Source organism: Bradyrhizobium campsiandrae (genome assembly GCF_014529705.1).
In the GTDB taxonomy this organism is placed as follows: domain Bacteria; phylum Pseudomonadota; class Alphaproteobacteria; order Rhizobiales; family Xanthobacteraceae; genus Bradyrhizobium; species Bradyrhizobium campsiandrae.
Map to the genome: position 1 here is coordinate 40,950 of NZ_JAANIH010000057.1, position 17,861 is coordinate 58,810.

At 65.4% G+C, this 17,861-nt stretch carries 19 protein-coding genes; 12 read left to right on the forward strand and 7 right to left on the reverse strand.

Annotation, left to right across the window (positions count from 1 at the left end; translation table 11 throughout):
- Positions 1 to 16 precede the first annotated feature (16 nt).
- The 6 genes from G8O24_RS32105 to G8O24_RS32130 form a co-directional block, all read right to left on the reverse strand.
- Positions 17 to 958, reverse strand: a complete 942-nt coding sequence (locus G8O24_RS32105; RefSeq protein WP_188106369.1) for an aldo/keto reductase — start codon at positions 956 to 958, stop codon at positions 17 to 19.
- A gap of 259 nt (positions 959 to 1,217) precedes the next feature.
- On the reverse strand, positions 1,218 to 1,673 hold the full coding sequence (locus G8O24_RS32110; RefSeq protein WP_188106372.1) for a GNAT family N-acetyltransferase: 456 nt from the start codon (positions 1,671 to 1,673) through the stop codon (positions 1,218 to 1,220).
- A 70-nt stretch (positions 1,674 to 1,743) separates the two neighbouring features.
- Positions 1,744 to 2,556: a PAS-domain containing protein gene (locus G8O24_RS32115; protein ID WP_188106374.1), complete on the reverse strand. Its 813-nt coding sequence runs from the start codon at positions 2,554 to 2,556 to the stop codon at positions 1,744 to 1,746.
- Between the two features lie 129 nt (positions 2,557 to 2,685).
- Complete coding sequence (locus tag G8O24_RS32120) at positions 2,686 to 2,844, reverse strand: hypothetical protein (protein WP_188106376.1); 159 nt, start codon at positions 2,842 to 2,844, stop codon at positions 2,686 to 2,688.
- Positions 2,845 to 2,918: 74 nt separating this feature from the next.
- On the reverse strand, positions 2,919 to 3,095 hold the full coding sequence (locus G8O24_RS32125; RefSeq protein WP_188106378.1) for a hypothetical protein: 177 nt from the start codon (positions 3,093 to 3,095) through the stop codon (positions 2,919 to 2,921).
- A gap of 155 nt (positions 3,096 to 3,250) precedes the next feature.
- Positions 3,251 to 3,901, reverse strand: coding sequence for a glutathione S-transferase family protein (locus G8O24_RS32130; RefSeq protein ID WP_188106380.1), 651 nt, complete (start codon positions 3,899 to 3,901; stop codon positions 3,251 to 3,253).
- Positions 3,902 to 4,501: 600 nt separating this feature from the next.
- Here G8O24_RS32130 and G8O24_RS32135 point away from each other — a divergent pair.
- The 9 genes from G8O24_RS32135 to G8O24_RS32175 all read left to right on the forward strand — a co-directional run bounded on the left by G8O24_RS32135 (position 4,502) and on the right by G8O24_RS32175 (position 14,199).
- Positions 4,502 to 5,704, forward strand: coding sequence for a pyridoxal phosphate-dependent aminotransferase (locus G8O24_RS32135; protein WP_188106382.1), 1,203 nt, complete (start codon positions 4,502 to 4,504; stop codon positions 5,702 to 5,704).
- A 314-nt stretch (positions 5,705 to 6,018) separates the two neighbouring features.
- Entirely contained in the window at positions 6,019 to 6,501 is a 483-nt protein-coding gene (locus tag G8O24_RS32140; RefSeq protein ID WP_188106384.1) for a DUF992 domain-containing protein, read from the forward strand.
- Between the two features lie 214 nt (positions 6,502 to 6,715).
- Positions 6,716 to 8,764: an elongation factor G gene (locus tag G8O24_RS32145; protein ID WP_188106387.1), complete on the forward strand. Its 2,049-nt coding sequence runs from the start codon at positions 6,716 to 6,718 to the stop codon at positions 8,762 to 8,764.
- A gap of 303 nt (positions 8,765 to 9,067) precedes the next feature.
- Positions 9,068 to 9,340, forward strand: a complete 273-nt coding sequence (locus tag G8O24_RS32150; protein ID WP_188106389.1) for a helix-turn-helix domain-containing protein — start codon at positions 9,068 to 9,070, stop codon at positions 9,338 to 9,340.
- A gap of 106 nt (positions 9,341 to 9,446) precedes the next feature.
- Positions 9,447 to 11,207 (forward strand): SulP family inorganic anion transporter, encoded by a 1,761-nt coding sequence (locus G8O24_RS32155; RefSeq protein WP_188106391.1) that lies wholly within the window; start codon positions 9,447 to 9,449, stop codon positions 11,205 to 11,207.
- 69 nt (positions 11,208 to 11,276) lie between these two features.
- A complete protein-coding gene (locus G8O24_RS32160; RefSeq protein ID WP_188106393.1) occupies positions 11,277 to 11,921 on the forward strand; it encodes a YoaK family protein in 645 nt (214 codons plus the stop codon).
- Positions 11,922 to 11,981: 60 nt separating this feature from the next.
- Entirely contained in the window at positions 11,982 to 12,815 is an 834-nt protein-coding gene (locus G8O24_RS32165) for a shikimate dehydrogenase (RefSeq protein WP_188106396.1), read from the forward strand.
- 54 nt (positions 12,816 to 12,869) lie between these two features.
- Positions 12,870 to 13,496, forward strand: a complete 627-nt coding sequence (locus tag G8O24_RS32170) for a hypothetical protein (protein ID WP_188106398.1) — start codon at positions 12,870 to 12,872, stop codon at positions 13,494 to 13,496.
- Positions 13,497 to 13,593: 97 nt separating this feature from the next.
- On the forward strand, positions 13,594 to 14,199 hold the full coding sequence (locus tag G8O24_RS32175; RefSeq protein ID WP_188106411.1) for a single stranded DNA-binding domain-containing protein: 606 nt from the start codon (positions 13,594 to 13,596) through the stop codon (positions 14,197 to 14,199).
- Between the two features lie 171 nt (positions 14,200 to 14,370).
- On the opposite strand, the gene G8O24_RS32180 is transcribed toward G8O24_RS32175, so the two are convergent.
- Complete coding sequence (locus tag G8O24_RS32180; protein WP_188106400.1) at positions 14,371 to 15,507, reverse strand: alpha-hydroxy acid oxidase; 1,137 nt, start codon at positions 15,505 to 15,507, stop codon at positions 14,371 to 14,373.
- 127 nt (positions 15,508 to 15,634) lie between these two features.
- On the opposite strand from G8O24_RS32180, the gene G8O24_RS32185 reads away from it, so the two are divergent.
- The 3 genes from G8O24_RS32185 to G8O24_RS32195 all read left to right on the forward strand — a co-directional run.
- The gene (locus G8O24_RS32185) at positions 15,635 to 15,802 is read left to right on the forward strand and encodes a hypothetical protein (protein ID WP_188106402.1); all 168 of its coding nucleotides are present in this window, start codon (positions 15,635 to 15,637) and stop codon (positions 15,800 to 15,802) included.
- 219 nt (positions 15,803 to 16,021) lie between these two features.
- Entirely contained in the window at positions 16,022 to 17,365 is a 1,344-nt protein-coding gene (glmM, locus tag G8O24_RS32190) for a phosphoglucosamine mutase (protein ID WP_188106404.1), read from the forward strand.
- A 101-nt stretch (positions 17,366 to 17,466) separates the two neighbouring features.
- A partial coding sequence (locus G8O24_RS32195) for an MFS transporter (RefSeq protein ID WP_188106406.1) occupies positions 17,467 to 17,861 on the forward strand: 395 nt, incomplete at its 3' end.

The following is a 17,861-nucleotide window of genomic DNA, read 5'->3' on the forward strand; positions in this document are numbered from 1 at the left end:
CGCCGCGCCGCGGCAATCATCCCAGCGTGATCTTGTCGATCTCCGCCATCTCCTCGGCGCTGAGCTGCCAGGCGATCGCCTTGACGTTCTGCTCGACCTGCTCGGCGCGGGTGGCGCCCGCGATCACGCTCGACACCTGCGGGCGCGCAGCGAGCCAGGAGAAGGCGAGCTCCAGCATCGAATGGCCATGCGCCGTCGCGAAGGCCTGGAGCTTCTCGACGATGTCCTCGTTGCGCGGCGTAACGTAGCGGTCGCGCAGCCGCGGCGTCTGGCCGAAGCGGGTATCGCCGGGCGCGGCCTCGCCCTTCCGGTATTTGCCGGTCAGCAGTCCGCTGGCGAGCGGAAAGAACGGCAACAGGCCGAGATTGTATTCCGTTGCGGCCGGCAGCAGATCCTTTTCGATGTCGCGCACGACGAGCGAGTATTCGTCCTGGCAGGAGACGAACCTGGAGACATTCATCGCGCGCGCGACATATTCGGCCTCGGCGATCCGCCAGGCCGGAAAATTCGAATTGCCGATGTAGCGGACCTTGCCCTGCCGGACGAGATCGTCCAGCGCGCGCAGGCTCTCCTCGATCGGCGTCAGCGGGTCATAGTCGTGCTGCTGGTAGAGATCAATGTAGTCGGTCTTCAGCCGCTTCAGGCTCGCTTCCACCGCGTCCATGATGTAGCGGCGCGAGGCGCCCTGCTTGGTTCCGTCCTCGGTCATCGGCTTGGAGTATTTCGTCGCCAGCACGATGTCCTTGCGGCGGTCGCCGAGGACCGCGCCGAGCACGTTTTCGGAGCCGCCCCGGTTCGAGTAAATGTCGGCGGTGTCGAACAGCGTGATGCCGAGATCGAGCGCGCGGTGGATCACCTTGCGCGAGGCTTCGAGGTCGATACGCTGGCCGAAATTGTTGCAGCCGAGCCCGACTGCGGACACGCGCAGGCCGGAGCCGCCGAGATTACGAATTTCCATGGGAGATCCTGTCAAAACAAAGCAGACGCTCATTGTGACCGCGGTGCACCGCACCGGCAAGCGGTCGCTTGCGTTGCTGCCATGCTGACAGGAGGAGACAAAAAAATGCGGCCCCCGTAGACGCGGCGACTGACGGGGACCGCCTGGGGCGCTTGATCGGTGACGGGGGGCCTGATCAGACGCAACTGCAACCTAATCCCGGGATGTAACGCGCCGGTGACATCTGGAGTTATCCACAGGGTCGCCCGGTCCGGGGAAATCAGAAGACCTTGCGGTAGACGATGAACCCGGAGCGTTCCGCGACCTTGTCGTACAGGCTTTGCGCCGTGGTGTTGGTCTCGTGCGTCTGCCAGTAGACCCGCGGCGAGCCCGCAAGCCTGGCGCGCTCATAGACCCCGTGGATCAGCGCCGAGCCGACGCCCTTGCCGCGCGCGGCCTCGTTCGTGAACAGATCCTGCAAATAGCAGGACGGCGCGATCGCCGTGGTGCTGCGATGGAACAGGTAATGCGTCAGGCCGAGCAGCTTGCCGTCGCTCTCCGCGACCAGCGCATGCACCGGCTCATAGGCATCGAAGAAGCGCTGCCAAGTCATCTCGGTGATCTCCGGGGCGAGCGCAGTCGGACCGGAGCGGCCGTAGAAAGCGTTGTAGCCGTCCCACAGCGGCAGCCATTGATCGTGGTCCTGCCGGTTGACGGAGCGAATGGTGAGCGACATGTGGGACATCCGTGGGTCGATGAGGCGCCCTTCATACGTGACGATGAGGGCTCCGATCAATTGCCGCGCATCACTCGGCAACGCGCAGATAGCGCATCAGCTTCCGTCCCGTCGGATCTCGCAGCGAGCGATAATAGTCGGCGCGATCAGGCGCGTCGCTGTGGCGCACGAGGTCGGTCACCGGCGTATAGCTCAGCATGCGGCCGCCGTCGGGCAGCGCGGTGCAGACGAAACGCAGGACCTCGCCATTGCGTAAGGCGATGTTGATCGGCGAGGCGTCGCCGACCCGCACCATCTCCATGCGCTGCGCGATGAAGATGCCGAGCTCGTCCTCCGGCAGCTCGAACGCGCCGGTGTCGCGGCCGTGATACATCAGCGCGATGAAGGGCGGCTTGTCGTCGGCTTTTTCGTCGGGCAGCGCGAAATAGTCGCGGAAGGCGCGGTTGATGAATTCGGCGCGGGTCTCGGCATCGAGCAGGACGATGCCGATATCGACCTGGTCGAGCGCCGCCGACAAGCGCGCGGCTGTTGCGTGGTTGCGCTGCTCGGCGGCGAAGGCATCGAGCAGACGTTCGCGCACAAGGCCGGTGATGCCTGCGGTGCCGGCCGTCGTCAGCGCAAGCAGGCCGAGCTGCGCGAGATCGTCCGCGGCAAAACCAGGCCCGGTGCGATGGCTGAGCGCGAGCAGGGCCGTCCCGATCACGGCGATTGCGGCGCTGCCAAGCGCGGATGGAAAGCCCGAGAGCGATCCGGCCAAGGCCACGATGCCGACGTATAGCGGCGCAAGCGAGAGCGCGGAGGCGTGACGGTCGAGCAGAATCGCCGGCAGTGCGACCGCTGCCGTCAGCATGGGACCGGACATGGTGCGCCAGCCGAACCGCATGGGTTTCGCTCGTTCCTTCCTGAACGAGATAAGGCGGTCAGACTGACCCATGGTTGCGCAAGCGTAATGCGGTTTCGTGCGGCGCGCTTAACCCGGGCATGCCTGGGCGCTCAAAGCTTTCGGATGATTTTAGACCAAATGCGTGTGCGTCATGCGCTGCTGCGGCGCGGGCGCATTCTGCGTCGACGTTCCCGGGCCCTTGCGGGTGCCGACGAAAATCAACAGCGATGCCGCGACCAGGATGGCCGCAGTCAGGGTGATTGCAACGATGACCACAGGCGATTTCATCGGTGTCCCGTCACGATGCCATCAGGCGCGGGGGCCGCGCGGCACCTTGAAGGCTCTCCTGGATGAAACGGGAATCAGACCGGCAGACCCATCGCCATGGTCGCCTTGGTCGACAGCACCGTGACGGTGACGATCAGGCACAGCGAGAGGGCGGCGACGGCGAGCGAGGCCGCGACCGCATTGGTCAACCGGGAAGACGAGACGGTATCGGTTTGGCCCTGAAAGCCGACCGTGCCGGACGCCCGCATCATGGGTCTAAATCCTTCAACGTGCGAGCGAATCACCCGCGATGTCGAACAATTTCACCATTTCAACCGGCAATATTGCGGCGGCGAACGCGCCGAAAACGGCAGGATTGGGGCAAAGGTTAACGCGATGCCCGCTATTCGTTAACGTTGCACCGGTTTCAGGCGCCCGCGGCGATGCTGGCGGGGTTGTCGATGTCGGCCGGCCGCCAGTCCATCGACACGAAGCCCGGCGCGGCTTCGACGCGCTTCAGCCAGTCCCGGATCGCCGGGAAGGGCGCAAGGTCGAAGTCGCAGCGGTCGGCGAGGTGGGTGTAGCCGTACAGCGCGATGTCGGCGACCGTGAGCTGGCGGGCCGCGAAATAGGAGTTGGTCTTGAGATGGTTCTCCATCACCTGGAGCGCGCCGTAGCCGCGCTCCATCCAGTCCTCCAGCGCGTGGGTCTGCAGGTCGCGGCCGCCCCTGACCAGCGACAGCCAGAAATAGGCGGCGCCGATGTTGGGCTCGAGCGCGTGCTGCTCGAAGAACATCCATTGCAGCGCCTCGGCGCGATCGATCCGGTTCTCAGGTGCGAGCGGCGTGCCGACGGCGACGTACCAGAGGATGGCGTTGGATTCGGCGAGATACCTGTCGTCGCCGACCTCGAGCAGCGGCACCTGGCCCGACGGGTTCTTCGCCAGGAAGTCCGGCGTCTTGCTCTCGCCGCGCAGAATGTCCACCTCGATCGCTTCGTAAGGTAAGTTCAGCAGCGCCAGCGCAAGGCGGACCTTGTAGCTGTTGCCCGAGCGTTGCATCGAATAGAGCTTGTACATTCTGGGAGTTCGATTCCGAAGGACGGGCAAAGGACGAAAGAGGCGCGGTGCATATTGCCCCGGACCGCGGCTAAACAATGATGCCGACGCGAATCCTCCGCAAGGGCTGGGCCCTAGAAAAACTCGAAACCCCTACCGCACTGCAACGTCGGGGAAGATCATGTTCGAGCCAAGCTGTAAATTGGATCACGCTTGCGTCAGCATGTGCGACGCATCACGTCGCGCAATCGTGTGCGCAGCGGCGACGGCGGCGATCTCGCCACGGCTGACGCTTGGTCGCAGGTATTTTCGCTCTAAATGTCTTGTCGCTCTAAATGTCTTGTCGCTCGAAAGGTCTTGCGTCAGCCGTTGTCGGCCTTGTGGCGCTTCAGCGGCTTGCCGAATTGCTCCGAGGACAAGCCTTGCCGAATGTGAGGGGGGCGCCCGCCAAAGTTGCGGAAAATTGCCGGAAATCGTGCCTCCCGCCGCAGCAAATCCGTATATTTTGCGAGATCGGACCGAAGTTTCTTGCGGTGCAGCGGCACACGTTTTAGGGTGTCTGCATTCCCACAATCAGAGTCGTGAGGCCAAAGGGTTCACGACGCTTGTCAGGAGATGACGATGTCCTTCCTTGCCGCTGCGCTCGACCGTGTGAAGCCGTCCGCGACCATCGCGGTCACGGATAAAGCACGCGCGCTGAAAGCGGCGGGCCGCAACGTCATCGGCCTCGGCGCCGGCGAGCCCGACTTCGACACGCCCGCCAACATCAAGCTGGCCGCGATCCGCGCCATCGAGGCCGGCAAGACCAAGTACACCGCGGTCGACGGCATCCCCGAGCTGAAGGACGCCATCATCGCCAAGTTTCAGCGCGAGAACGGCGTCGCCTACAAGCCGAACCAGATCATCGTCGGCACCGGCGGCAAGCAGGTGCTCTACAACGCGCTGATGGCCACCATCAATCCGGGCGACGAGGTGATCATCCCCGCGCCCTACTGGGTCAGCTATCCCGAAATGGTGGCGCTCGCCGGCGGCGAGCCGGTGCCGGTGGTCTGCACCGCGGCATCAGGTTTCAAGCTCGGCGCCGAGGCGCTCGAGCGCGCGATCACGCCGAAGACCAAATGGGTGATCCTGTGCTCGCCGTCGAACCCGACGGGTGCGGCCTATACGCGCGCCGAGCTCAAGGCGCTCACCGACGTCCTGGTCAAGCATCCGCATGTCTGGGTGATGACCGACGACATGTACGAGCATCTCGTCTATGACGACTTCCAGTTCACCACCGTCGCGCAGGTCGAGCCGAGCCTCTACGACCGCACGCTCACCGTGAATGGCGTGTCGAAAGCCTATTGCATGACCGGCTGGCGCATCGGCTATGCCGGCGGCCCGGCTCAGCTCATCAAGGCGATGGCGACCATCCAGTCGCAGTCGACCTCGAACCCGTGCTCGATCGCGCAATGGGCGTCGGTGGAAGCGCTGAACGGTCCGCAGGAGTTCATCCCCGCCAACAACAAGGTGTTCAAGGAGCGCCGCGACCTCGTCGTCTCCATGCTCAACCAGGCGAATGGCATCGAGTGCCCGCGCCCCGAGGGCGCGTTCTACGTCTATCCGTCCTGCGCCGGCACCATCGGCAAGAAAGCGCCGTCGGGCAATGTGATTGGAAACGACGAGCAGTTCGTCACCGAGCTCCTGGAGACCGAAGGCGTCGCGGTGGTGCAGGGTTCGGCCTTCGGCCTCGGCCCCGCATTCCGCATCTCCTACGCGACCAAGACCTCGGACCTGGAAGACGCCTGCAAGCGCATCCAGCGCTTCTGCGGCAATCTGCGGTAAGCTGATCGCGACCGTGCAAACTGGAAAGGCCCGCTTCGGCGGGCCTTTTTTGTTCGGTGGAGAAGATTTATTCAGAGTAAGAGGCGCACCGCTCTATCCCAGTCATTGCGAGCGCAGCGAAGCAATCCAGAATCCCTCCGCGGAAAGACTCTGGATTGCTTCGCTGGGCCTGTCATCGGGCCGCGCTTCGCGCGGACCCGGTGGCTCGCAATGACGGAGGATCTGGCACCATTGCGGCTCTTGTGGCATAGACCATCGCGCCACACGGGTGGGGTGCTCTCTCTGCTCGCATCACACATAGCCGGAGATATTTCATGCGCCGTTCGTTCATTTTCGCCGGGCTTGCCGCCGCCAGCCTCGTTGCCTCCGCCGCAAGCAGCGACGCTCAGCAGCAGCGGATGGTCCGGGTCGGCGTGCTCGAATGCCGCGGCGGTGCCAGCGTCGGCTTCATCGTGGGCTCGGTGACCAATCTCGGCTGCGTGCTGCGGGCCGACGGCTTGCCCGAAGACCGCTACGTCGCGACCATTCGCAAAGTGGGCCTCGATCTCGGCATCACCCAGGAAACCACGCTCGCTTGGGGTGTGTTCGCGCCGGTCGACCGGCTCGGCCCCGGCGATCTCTCCGGCAATTACGCCGGTGCGCAGGGCAGCGCCTCGGTCGGCGTCGGCCTCGGCGGCAACGCGCTGGTCGGCGGCTCCAACAACTCGATCGCGCTGCAGCCGCTCAGCGTGCAAGGCCAGGTCGGCCTCAACGTCGCCGCCGGACTCGAGAGCCTGGAACTTCGCCCCGGTCGTTAAAGCGCCAACGACGGTGTTGCTTCACCTCTCTCCGTCGGGGAGAGGTGGAACACCATGCGGATGCCTGAACTCATCGCATCAGGCATTATAAGACTTGGTCTAACTGACGACGCACCGCAGCGACGTTTGATGCTTGCCAAATCTCGGGGACGGGCAGAGCATCTGCGTTTGCCGACCCAATCATGGGCCGAGCTCCAAAACAGGAGGCGGCGAAATGGGACAAGACGTCAGAAGTCCCCGAGGTCCACGGTGCATCGCGCTGGTGGGCCCTTTCCAATCAGGTAAAACCACACTTCTCGAAGCGATCCTGGCGCGCACGGGCGCTATCCCGCGCGCCGGCAGCGTCGACGCCGGAACCTCCGTCGGCGACGCCACGCCCGAGGCCCGCCATCACAAGATGACGGTCGGGCTCACTGCCGCTACGACGAGTTTCATGGGCGACAGCTACACCTTCCTGGACTGTCCCGGTTCGGTCGAGTTCGCGCACGACATGCGCGCCGCGCTTCCCGCGGTCGACGCCGCCATCGTGGTCTGCGAGGCCGACGAGAAGAAGCTGCCCCAGCTTCAGATCATCCTGCGCGAGCTGGAGGAGCTGAAGATCCCGCGTTTCCTGTTCCTCAACAAGATCGACCGCGCCAACAAGCGCATCCGCGAGACGCTCGCGATGCTGCAGCCCGCCTCGCGTGTGCCGCTGGTGCTGCGCCAGATCCCGATCTGGAAGGGCGAGCTGATCGAGGGCTTTGTCGATCTCGCGCTGGAACGTGCGTTCATCTATCGCGAGCACAAGGCGTCCGAGGTGGTTGCACTCGAAGGCGGCGATCTCGATCGCGAGAAGGAGGCGCGCTTCTCGATGCTGGAGAAGCTCGCCGATCACGACGACGCGCTGATGGAGCAGTTGCTGGAGGACATCCAGCCGCCGCGCGATGCCGTGTTCGACGACCTCGCCCGCGAATTGCGCGAGGGGCTGATCTGCCCCGTGCTGCTGGGTGCGGCCGCGCGCGAGAACGGCGTGCTGCGGCTGATGAAGGCGCTGCGTCACGAGGCGCCTGGAATCGCCGACACCGCGAAACGTCTCGGCGCGCCCGCCACCAAGGATGCGCTCGGCTTCGTCTTCAAGACGCTGCATTCGCAGCATGGCGGCAAGCTGTCGCTGACGCGGCTGCTGGCCGGCCATCTCGACGACGGTGCCACCCTGCAATCCTCCTCCGGCGGTGCGAGCCGCATCTCCGGCATCCTCGCCGTCAGCGGCGCTTACGATAGCAAGCGTGCCTCGGCCGAGGCCGGCGACACCGTGGCGCTCGCCAAGCTCGATGCGGTCAAGACCGGCGACACCGTCTCGAGCGGCAAGACCGCGCCGGCTGCACTTGCCGCCTCGGAGCCGACGCCGCCGGTGCTCGCCATCTCGGTTGCGGCCACCGACCGCAAGGACGACGTCAAGCTCGGCCAGGCCTTGATGCGGCTGCACGAAGAGGATCCCTCGCTCGTCATCGTGCAGAACGCCCAGACCCACGACACCGTGCTGTGGGGACAGGGCGAGATGCATCTGCGTGTCGCCAGCGAGCGGCTCAGCGACCGTTTCGGCGTCAAGATCACCTCGCATCCGCCCGCGATCGGCTACCAGGAGACCATCCGCAAGCCGATCACCCAGCGCGGCCGCCACAAGAAACAGTCAGGCGGTCACGGCCAGTTCGGCGATGTCGTGCTCGACATCAAGCCGCTGCCGCGCGGCGAGGGCTTCAGGTTTGCCGAGAAGGTGGTCGGCGGCGCGGTGCCGCGCAACTATATCGGCGCGGTGGAGGAGGGCGTCGTCGACGGGCTCGCCCGCGGCCCGCTCGGCTTCCCTGTCACCGACGTGGAGGTGACGCTGACCGATGGCTCCTATCATAGCGTCGACTCGTCCGACCTCGCCTTCCGCACGGCGGCGCGGATCGGACTCAACGAAGGCCTGCCGCAGTGCCAGTCGGTGCTGCTGGAGCCCATCCACGTGGTCGAGATCGTCTGTCCGACCGATGCCACCGCCAAGATCAATGCGATCCTGTCGGCGCGGCGCGGCCAGATCCTCGGCTTCGACACCCGCGACGGCTGGAGCGGCTGGGACTGCGTCCGCGCCATGATGCCGGAAGCCGAGATCGGCGAGCTGATCGTCGAGCTGCGTTCGGCCACGGCCGGCGCCGGCAGTTTCACCCGTCAGTTCGACCACATGGCCGAAGTCACCGGCCGCGCCGCCGACCAGATCATCGCCGCGCATCAGCACGCGGCGTGAGCGGCTAGGGACACACGACACTCTCACTCCTCTCCCGCTTGCGCTGGGAGAGGAGAAGAGCCCGCATTTCTCTCCACGTCATTGCGAGCCAACGGGTCCGCGCGAAGCGCAGCCCGACGACAGGCTCCGCGAAGCATTCCAGACTGTCTCCACGGAGGCGGTCTGGATTGCTTCGTCGCAAGGGCTCCTCGCAATGACGGAGGAGACTGCGGGGGACCTCTTGCCTTCCTCTCCAGATGATGTATTTTACATCATTGTATATATCTCAGATATCACTTATACCAGTTAAACCGTGAGGCCAAGGTGATCACGTCCTTCCAGATGCGGGCAGCCCGCGCGTTGCTTGGCATCGACCAGAAAACCCTGGCCGAACTTGCCGGTGTGTCGTTGCCGACCATCCAGCGGATGGAGGCCTCGACCGGCAATGTGCGGGGCGTGGTCGAGACCTTGATCAAGGTGGTCGAGGCGTTCGAGCGGGCCGGCGTCGAGCTGATCGGCGAGCAGGCCCGCAGCGACAGCGGCGGACGCGGGGTTCGTCTCAAGGAGCCGGGGGCGCCGCGCCGCGTGGGGGCATGATCCTGCGATGATCATGCCGGAGAGAGTCTGAACCAACGCACCGTCGCGCCGAAGCACGCGGCCGCACGATGCAGTGGAGCATTGTGGGCGGCGGAGCGTTTTGGAAATGAGCATCACCAGCGAAAGCGCAAGCGGGCTGCACCAGCTGCGTCGACCGACCTTCGCCGAACTGTATCTGCCAAAACTCGTCACCGTCTGGCGCGAAGGCTATGGCCTTGCGGATTTCCGCGCCGATGTCTTCGCGGGCCTCACGGTGGCCATCGTCGCGCTGCCGCTGTCGATGGCGATCGCGATCGCCTCCGGCGTGACGCCGGACCGCGGTCTCTACACCGCGGTCGTCGGCGGCTTCATCGCCTCGCTGCTCGGCGGCAGCCGCTTCCAGATCGGCGGGCCCGCGGGTGCCTTCATCGTGCTGGTCGCGGTGACGGCGGAGCGGCACGGCGTCGACGGCGTCATTCTCGCGACCCTGATGGCGGGCGTGATGCTGATCGCCGCGGGCCTGCTGCGTGTCGGCACCTATATCAAGTTCATTCCCTATCCCGTCACGGTCGGCTTCACCGCCGGCATCGCCGTGATCATCTTTGCAAGCCAGCTGCGTGATCTCTCGGGCATCACACTTTCGGGGAAGGAGCCGAGCGAGTTCGTGCCGAAGCTCGTCGCGCTCGCCGGCGGTCTCAACACCATTAACCCCGCCGCTGTCGCGGTCGCGCTGGTCAGCATCGCCATCATCGCGGCGTTGCGGGTCTGGCGGCCGTCCTGGCCCGGTATCCTGATTGCAGTCGTGCTCGCGGCGATCGCAACGGCCGTGCTGTCGCTGCCGATCGAGACCGTCGGCAGCCGCTTCGGCGGCATCCCGCGCGAATTGCCGTCGCCGGGGCTGCCGGCGTTCTCGTTCGAGAAGGCGAAGGCGGTGCTGCCCGATGCGATCTCCTTTGCGCTGCTCGCAGCGATCGAATCGCTGCTGTCGGCCGTGGTGGCCGACGGCATGACCGGGCGCCGTCACCGCTCCAATTGCGAGCTGGTGGCGCAAGGCGCCGCCAATATCGGCTCGGCGCTGTTCGGCGGCATCTGCGTCACCGGCCTGATCGCGCGCACCGCCACCAACATCCGCGCCGGCGCGCGCGGACCGCTGGCGGGCATGCTGCACTCCGTCTTCCTGCTGCTGTTCATGCTGGTCGCAGCCCCGCTTGCAAGCTACATCCCGCTCGCCGCGCTCGCTTCCGTGCTGGTCGTGGTGTCCTGGACCATGGCGGAGAAGCGCGAATTCGCAACGCTGTTGCGCTCGTCCTGGGGCGATGCCGTCGTGCTGCTCGCAACCTTCCTGCTCACTATCTTCCGCGACCTGACCGAGGGGATTCTGGTCGGCTTTGCGCTCGGCGCGGTGCTGTTCATCCATCGCATGGCGGAAATGACGGGTATCGAGGAACGCACGCCTTTGGTTGCCGCCGATCGTCCCGACGACGGCGATGGCGAACGCGTGCCTTACGATTCCACCCTTGCAGTCGATCGCGACGTGCTGGTCTACCGCATCACCGGCGCGTTCTTCTTCGGCGCGGCCTCGGTGATCGGCGGCGTGCTCGATGGCGTCGACGACAAGCGCAAGGCGCTCGTGGTCGATTTCGCGGCCGTGCCCTTCCTGGACTCCACCGCAGCGAACGTGCTGGGGCGCGTCGCTGCCAAGGCACAGCGCCAGGGCATCCGGCTGTTCATCACCGGCGCCTCGCCCGCGGTGCGCCGCGCGCTGCTGACCCACGGCGTGAGCCCCCGACGTGCACGCTATCGCCAGACCATCGAGCGCGCGGTCGCCGACATCAAGAGCGCCGAAACCGGAGCCCGGCCGGCGCTCGATGAGGTCGCGGCAAGCTAACGCCGTGCCCTTCTCAAGCCGCATGATTTGACCGACACTGCCGCGAGCTCATTGCGGTGGTGCATCGGCATGCTGAATTCGCGTCGTGACGTTGCGCTGGCCTGCGCGCTCAGCATGCTGGCGGGCTATGTCGACGGCATCGGCTTCCTGCATCTCGGCGGCCTGTTCGTCTCCTTCATGAGCGGCAATTCCACGCGCCTCGGCGTCAGCCTCGCGAACGCGCAATGGTGGCAGGCCGGTGGCGCGCTCGGCCTCATCGCCTTGTTCGTGGCCGGAGCCGCAGCCGGCAGCCTCGTCGTGCTCGGCGGCAATGTCGAACGGCGGCCCTGGCTGCTCCTGATCGAGGCCGTGCTGCTGGGCGCTGCCGGGATCAGCCATGCCTACTCCCTGCCGAATCTTGCGGTCGCGGCGATCGTGCTCGCGATGGGCCTGGAGAACGCCGTGTTCCAGATCGATGGCGGCGCGGGGCTCGGCCTCACCTATGTGACCGGCGCTCTCGTCAAGATGGGCCAGCTTCTCGCCGTGAGCCTCACCGGCGGACCGCGCTGGGGCTGGGTGCCGAACCTCCTGCTGTGGGCGGCTCTGGTTGCCGGCTCGGCCGCCGGCGCGCTCGCCTATGTCAGGATCAATCTTGCCGCGATCTGGATCGCCGCCGGGACAGCTTTGGCGCTGGCTGCGATCATCGCCGTTGCGCTGCGGCGCCCACGCGCTTGACAGCGCCCGCGGGACGCGAAATGGATCGCCTCCCGAACACGCTTTCAAGGGAACGACGACGTGCCCAGACCGCCCGCTGCCTGTTTGATCGGATGGCCGGCCGCGCATTCGCGCTCGCCGCTGATCCATCATTATTGGCTGCGCACGCTCGGAATCGAGGGCGGCTATGTCATCGAGGCCGTTCCGCCCGACGATTTGCGAGACTTCGTGCTGCGGCTGTCGCTGCGCGGCTTTGTCGGCGCCAATGTCACCATTCCGCACAAGGTCGGCGTGCTGGAGTTGTCCACGCCCGATGCGCGCGCCAAGGCCGTAGGCGCGGCCAACACGCTGTGGTTTGAAGACGGCGAGCTGCGTTCGACCAATACCGACGTCGAGGGCTTTCTGGGCAATCTCGACGCCAGCGCGCCCGGATGGGACAAGGCCGACGAGGCGCTGGTCCTGGGAGCCGGCGGCTCCTCGCGCGCGGTGGTGTTCGGCCTGCTCGAGCGCGGCTTCGCCACTGTCCATCTTGCCAACCGGACCGTGGCGCGGGCCGAGGCGCTCGCGGCGGAGTTCGGGCCGAACGTGCGTCCGCTCGCCTGGGACGGGATCAACGCGGTGCTGCCGCGGGCAAAACTTCTCGTGAACACGACGTCGCTCGGCATGCACGGCCAGGGCGCGCTCGAGATCGATGTGGCGCGCCTGCCGCAAGACGCGGTCGTTGCCGACCTCGTCTATGTTCCCCTGGTGACGAAGCTGCTCGCCGCCGCGACGGCTCGCGGATTGAAGACCGCCGATGGCCTCGGCATGCTGTTGCACCAGGCGGTCCGCGGCTTCGAGCTATGGTTCGGCCGGCGGCCCGAGGTGACCGCCGAGCTGCGCGCGGTCGTCGAGGCCGATCTCACAAAGACTTGAGAGAATAGTGCGCCGTCTCCGGCGTTCTACCCTGTGGGACAATCGGAGACATCAATGACGATTCAACGTGCCAGTTTCACGCGCCCTGTCATCGCCATCGCGATGGTCGCGGCTTCCACCTTTGCCGCCGCCGCGCAAAAGGCGCCGGTGCCGACCCGCGTGCGCGGCACGATCGAGAGCGTCGAGGGCGATACAATGCAGGTCAAGTCGCGCAGCGGCGAGGACGTCAAGCTCCATATCGCCTCCGACGCGCGCGTCGTCGGCGTCACCAAGATCGCGCTCGCCGACATCAAGGTCGGCTCGTTCGTCGGCGCCACCACCGTGCCCGGACCTGACGGCGGCGACAACGCCGTCGAAGTGCACGTGTTTCCGGAGAGCATGCGCGGCACCGGCGAAGGCTCGCGGCCCTACGATCTCAAGCCGAATTCCACCATGACCAATGCCACGGTGTCGGAGAGCGTGGTCGGCAATGACGGCCACACGCTGCTGGTGAAGTACAAGGACGGCGAGAAGAAGGTGTTCGTCTCCGATATGACACCGGTCGTGACCTTCGTTCCCGGCGACATCTCGGACCTGAAGGCCGGCGCCAAGGTCATCGCCTTCATGAAGCAATTGCCCGACGGATCTTTCGAGACCAATCGCGTCAGCGTCGGCCGTGACGGCCTGACCCCGCCGATGTGATCGGGCAATCCCGGAATAGCGGCGGTCGCACGGGGGGGCAGTGATTGATCGCCGCCAACGCCCGAAGGGGACAATCATGCCAAGCCTGAATAACTGGATGCCGCGCGCCGTCGCGGCTGCTTTCGTCGCCTGCATCGTGACCTCGTCGGTTTCGGCTCAGCAGGCGCCGACGGTGCGCATCCGCGGCACCATCGAGAGCGTCGACGGCAAGCTGCTCGACATCAAGACCCGCGAGGGCAACGAGGTGAAGGTGAACATGACCGACAATGTCACCGTCTTCGCGGTGGTGAAGACGGAGCTCTCCGAGATCAAGGAAGGCTCCTATATCGGCGTCACCGCCATGCCCGAGCCCGACGGCACGCAGAAGGCCATCGCCGTCCACATCTTTCCGGAAAACCAGCGCGGCGCCGCCGAAGGTTTCCGTCCCTGGGACGCCCGCGCCAACTCGACCATGACCAACGCCACCGTGGCGCAGACGGTGGAGGGCACCGACGGCCAGAACATCACGGTGAAATACAAGGACGGTGAGAAGAAAGTCGTGGTGCCGCCGGGCACGCCGATCGTCACCTTCGTCGCCAGCGACCTCGCGGAAGTGAAGCCCGGCGCCAAGCTGATCATCTTCGGTGCGGCGAAGAAGGACGACGGCACGCTGGAGGCGAACCGGGTCAATGTCGGGCGGGACGGGATCACGCCGCCGATGTGAGGCGTGCGCTGAATTCGTAGGGTGAGTTAGGCCTCGGCTGCGCGAAGCGCAGTCCGCTGCCGTAACCCACCATGCTTCTGCAAATGCCGAGCAAAGTTGGTGGGGTACGCTCAACGAACCGCGCTGCGCGCGGCCGCTGAGCTAACCCACCCTACGGCAGCGCCCTTGCGGCTACACCGCAATCACGTGATCGTCGATCTCGTCGATCCTGTTGACGCCGCACAGGCCCATCGTGGTCAGCAGCTCTTTCTGGATGATGTCGATCGCCTTGGCGACGCCGGCCTGGCCGCCGGCACCTAGGCCGTAGGCATAGGCGCGGCCGATCATGCAGGATTTTGCGCCGAGCGCGAGCGCGCGCATCACGTCCTGGCCGGAGCGGATGCCGCCGTCGAACATGATCTCCATCTTCTCGCCGACCGCTTCGGCGATCTCGGGCAGCACCTCGATCGAGGATGGCGCGCCGTCGAGCTGACGGCCGCCATGGTTGGAGACGACGAGCGCCTGCGCGCCGGTCTTGGCCGCTTCCTCGGCGTCCTCGACGTCGAGAATGCCCTTGATGATGAGCTTGCCCGGCCAGATGCTGCGGACCCACTCGACGTCCTTCCAGTTCAGGGAGGTGTCGAACTGCGAGGCGGTCCATTCGGCGAGACGGTTGAGATCCTCAGTGTTCTTCACGTGGCCGGCGATGTTGCCGAAGGTGCGGCGCTTGCCTTGCAGCACGCCGGAGACCCAGGCGGGCTTGCTGGCGAAATCGAGCAGCTTCGACAGCGACCATTCAGGGGGCACCGTCATGCCGTTCTTGATGTCGGCATGGCGCTGGCCGATCACCTGCAGGTCGACGGTCAGCACCAGCGCGCTGCACTTCGCCGCGACAGCGCGCTGGATCAGATCCTTGATGAAGCCGCGATCCTTCATCACGTAGAGCTGGAACCAGAACGGCTTGTCGACCGCGGCGGCGATGTCCTCGATCGAGCAGATCGACATGGTCGATTGCGTGAACGGGATGCCGGCGGCCTGCGCCGCGCGGCAGGCATGAATCTCGCCGTCGCCATGCTGCATGCCGAGCAGGCCGACCGGCGCCAGCATCAGCGGCATGGTGGATTGTTCGCCGAGGATCGTGGTCGAGGTGTCGCGCTTGGAGACGTCGACCAGGATGCGTTGGCGGAACTTGATCGCTTGCATGTCCTCGCGATTGGCGCGCAGCGTTTCCTCGGCATAGGAGCCGCGGTCGCAATAGTCGAAGAACGCCTTCGGCACGCGGCGCTTATGCAATGCGCGAAGGTCGTCGATACAGGTGATGTGCTTCATGAACGTTCCCCGGCCCGTCTCGTCTCGTATGGGAAGTCTTGTATTGGAAGGAAGTCTTGCATTGGAAGATTGAGGGGTCATCTAGCATGGTTGGATGCGCAGCCAAATCGTTTGCCGGAGCCACGCCATGACCAAGCCGCACACGGGGCCTTCGCCGGAGGAAATCAGGGAAAAGCAGGCCCTCGACGAGGCGCTGGAGGAGGGGCTGGAAGAGACCTTTCCGGGTTCCGATCCCGTCAACGTCACCCAGCCGGCGCCGAGCCGCGGCGACGGCCACGTCAAGCGGAAGGACTAGCGGCGGTTCCGCCATTTTCCCGGGTTCAGGCGGAAATATAATGTTAACAAAGGGTTGCCGGGCGGTCGCGGTTCCCGGTTCCGTAATGATTCATCATATTTTTTGAAGCCAAGTTAGCCGCACAGGCTTTATAAGACCCCAGCAAATCAGGGATGCGGGGCCGGTTCGGGCACCCGAAGGTTGTTATGGGGGTCCCTGGTTGTTGCGTTGGGGGACGATATGAGCCGCAAATATTTCGGGACGGACGGGATTCGGGGCCGCGCCAACGGACTGATCACGCCGGAGCTCGCGCTCAAGGTCGGCCAGGCCGCAGGCCTTGCATTTCAGCGCGGCGACCACCGCCACCGGGTCGTGATCGGCAAGGACACGCGGCTGTCGGGCTACATGATCGAATACGCGATGGTCGCGGGCTTCACCTCGGTCGGGATGGACGTGCTGCTGGTCGGCCCGATGCCGACGCCGGCGGTGGCGATGCTGACCAAGTCGATGCGCGCCGATCTCGGCGTCATGATCTCGGCCTCGCACAATCTGTTCGAGGACAACGGCATCAAGCTGTTCGGCCCGCAGGGCTTCAAGCTGTCCGACGACGTCGAGAAGCAGATCGAGCAGCTGCTCGACGAGCCGATCGAAAAGAGCCTCGCGCAGAGCGCGAGCCTCGGCCGCGCCCGCCGTATCGACGGCGTGCATGACCGCTACATCGAATTCGCCAAGCGCACCCTGCCGCGCGATCTCTCGCTCGACGGCCTGCGGGTCGTGATCGATTGCGCCAATGGCGCCGCCTACAAGGTGGTGCCGGAAGCGCTGTGGGAGCTGGGCGCCGACGTGGTGCCGATCGGCGTCGAGCCCGACGGCTTCAACATCAACAAGGATTGCGGCTCGACCTCGCCGGAAGCGCTGTCGCGCAAGGTGCGCGAGATGCGCGCCGACATCGGCATCGCGCTCGACGGCGACGCCGATCGCGTCATCCTGGTCGACGAGCGCGGCCACATCGTCGACGGCGATCAGCTGCTCGCGGTGATCGCGCAGAGCTGGAAGGAAGACGGCCGGCTGTCGCGTCCCGGCATCGTCGCCACCGTGATGTCCAATCTCGGCCTGGAGCGTTTCCTGAAAGGGCATGGGCTCGATCTCGTGCGCACGCCGGTCGGCGACCGCTACGTGCTCGAGCAGATGCTGAACGGCGGCTACAATCTCGGCGGCGAGCAGTCCGGCCACATCATCCTGTCCGACTATGCCACGACCGGCGACGGCTTCGTCGCCGCATTGCAGGTGCTCGCCGTGGTGCAGAAGCTGCGGCGTCCGGTGTCGGAAGTCTGCCACCGCTTCGATCCGCTGCCGCAGATCCTCAAGAATGTCCGCCACAAGGGCGGCAAGCCGCTCGACGATACCGACGTCAAGTCCGCGATCTCCGACGGCGAGAAGCGCCTCAACGGCCACGGCCGCCTTTTGATCCGCTCCTCCGGCACCGAGCCCGTGATCCGCGTCATGGGCGAGGGCGAGGACCGCATCCTGGTCGAGGACGTCGTCGACACCATCGTCTCCGCGCTGGGGCAGGCCGCGGCGTAAGCGGGCGCATCCCAGCCATTTGCGATTGGCGGTGGTTTGGCCGCCGTCAGCATCGTACCTGTGAGGTCGCGGCAATCTGCCGCCCCTGCCGGGATGCTCCAGTGAACAAGCCTGTCGTCGTTTCAGAGGAAACCCTGACCGAGCCCGTCGTCGTCAACGACGTCGCGCCTGCTGCCCCCAGCGCGGCCGCGGGGCCGGCCTATGTCGTGCTCGCCGGCATCAGCTTCTCGCACTTCCTCAACGACACCATGCAGTCGCTGATCGCCTCGGTGTATCCGATCCTGAAGGATACCTACGCGCTCGACTTCGCGCAGATCGGCATGATCACGCTGGCCTTCCAGTTCACGGCCTCGCTGCTGCAGCCGGTGGTCGGCCACTACACCGACAAGAAGGCGCAGCCGTACTCGCTGTCGATCGGCATGGCCTCGACCTTCTTCGGCCTGCTTCTGCTCAGCATCGCTCACCAATATCTCGTCATCCTGATTGCCGCGGCCTT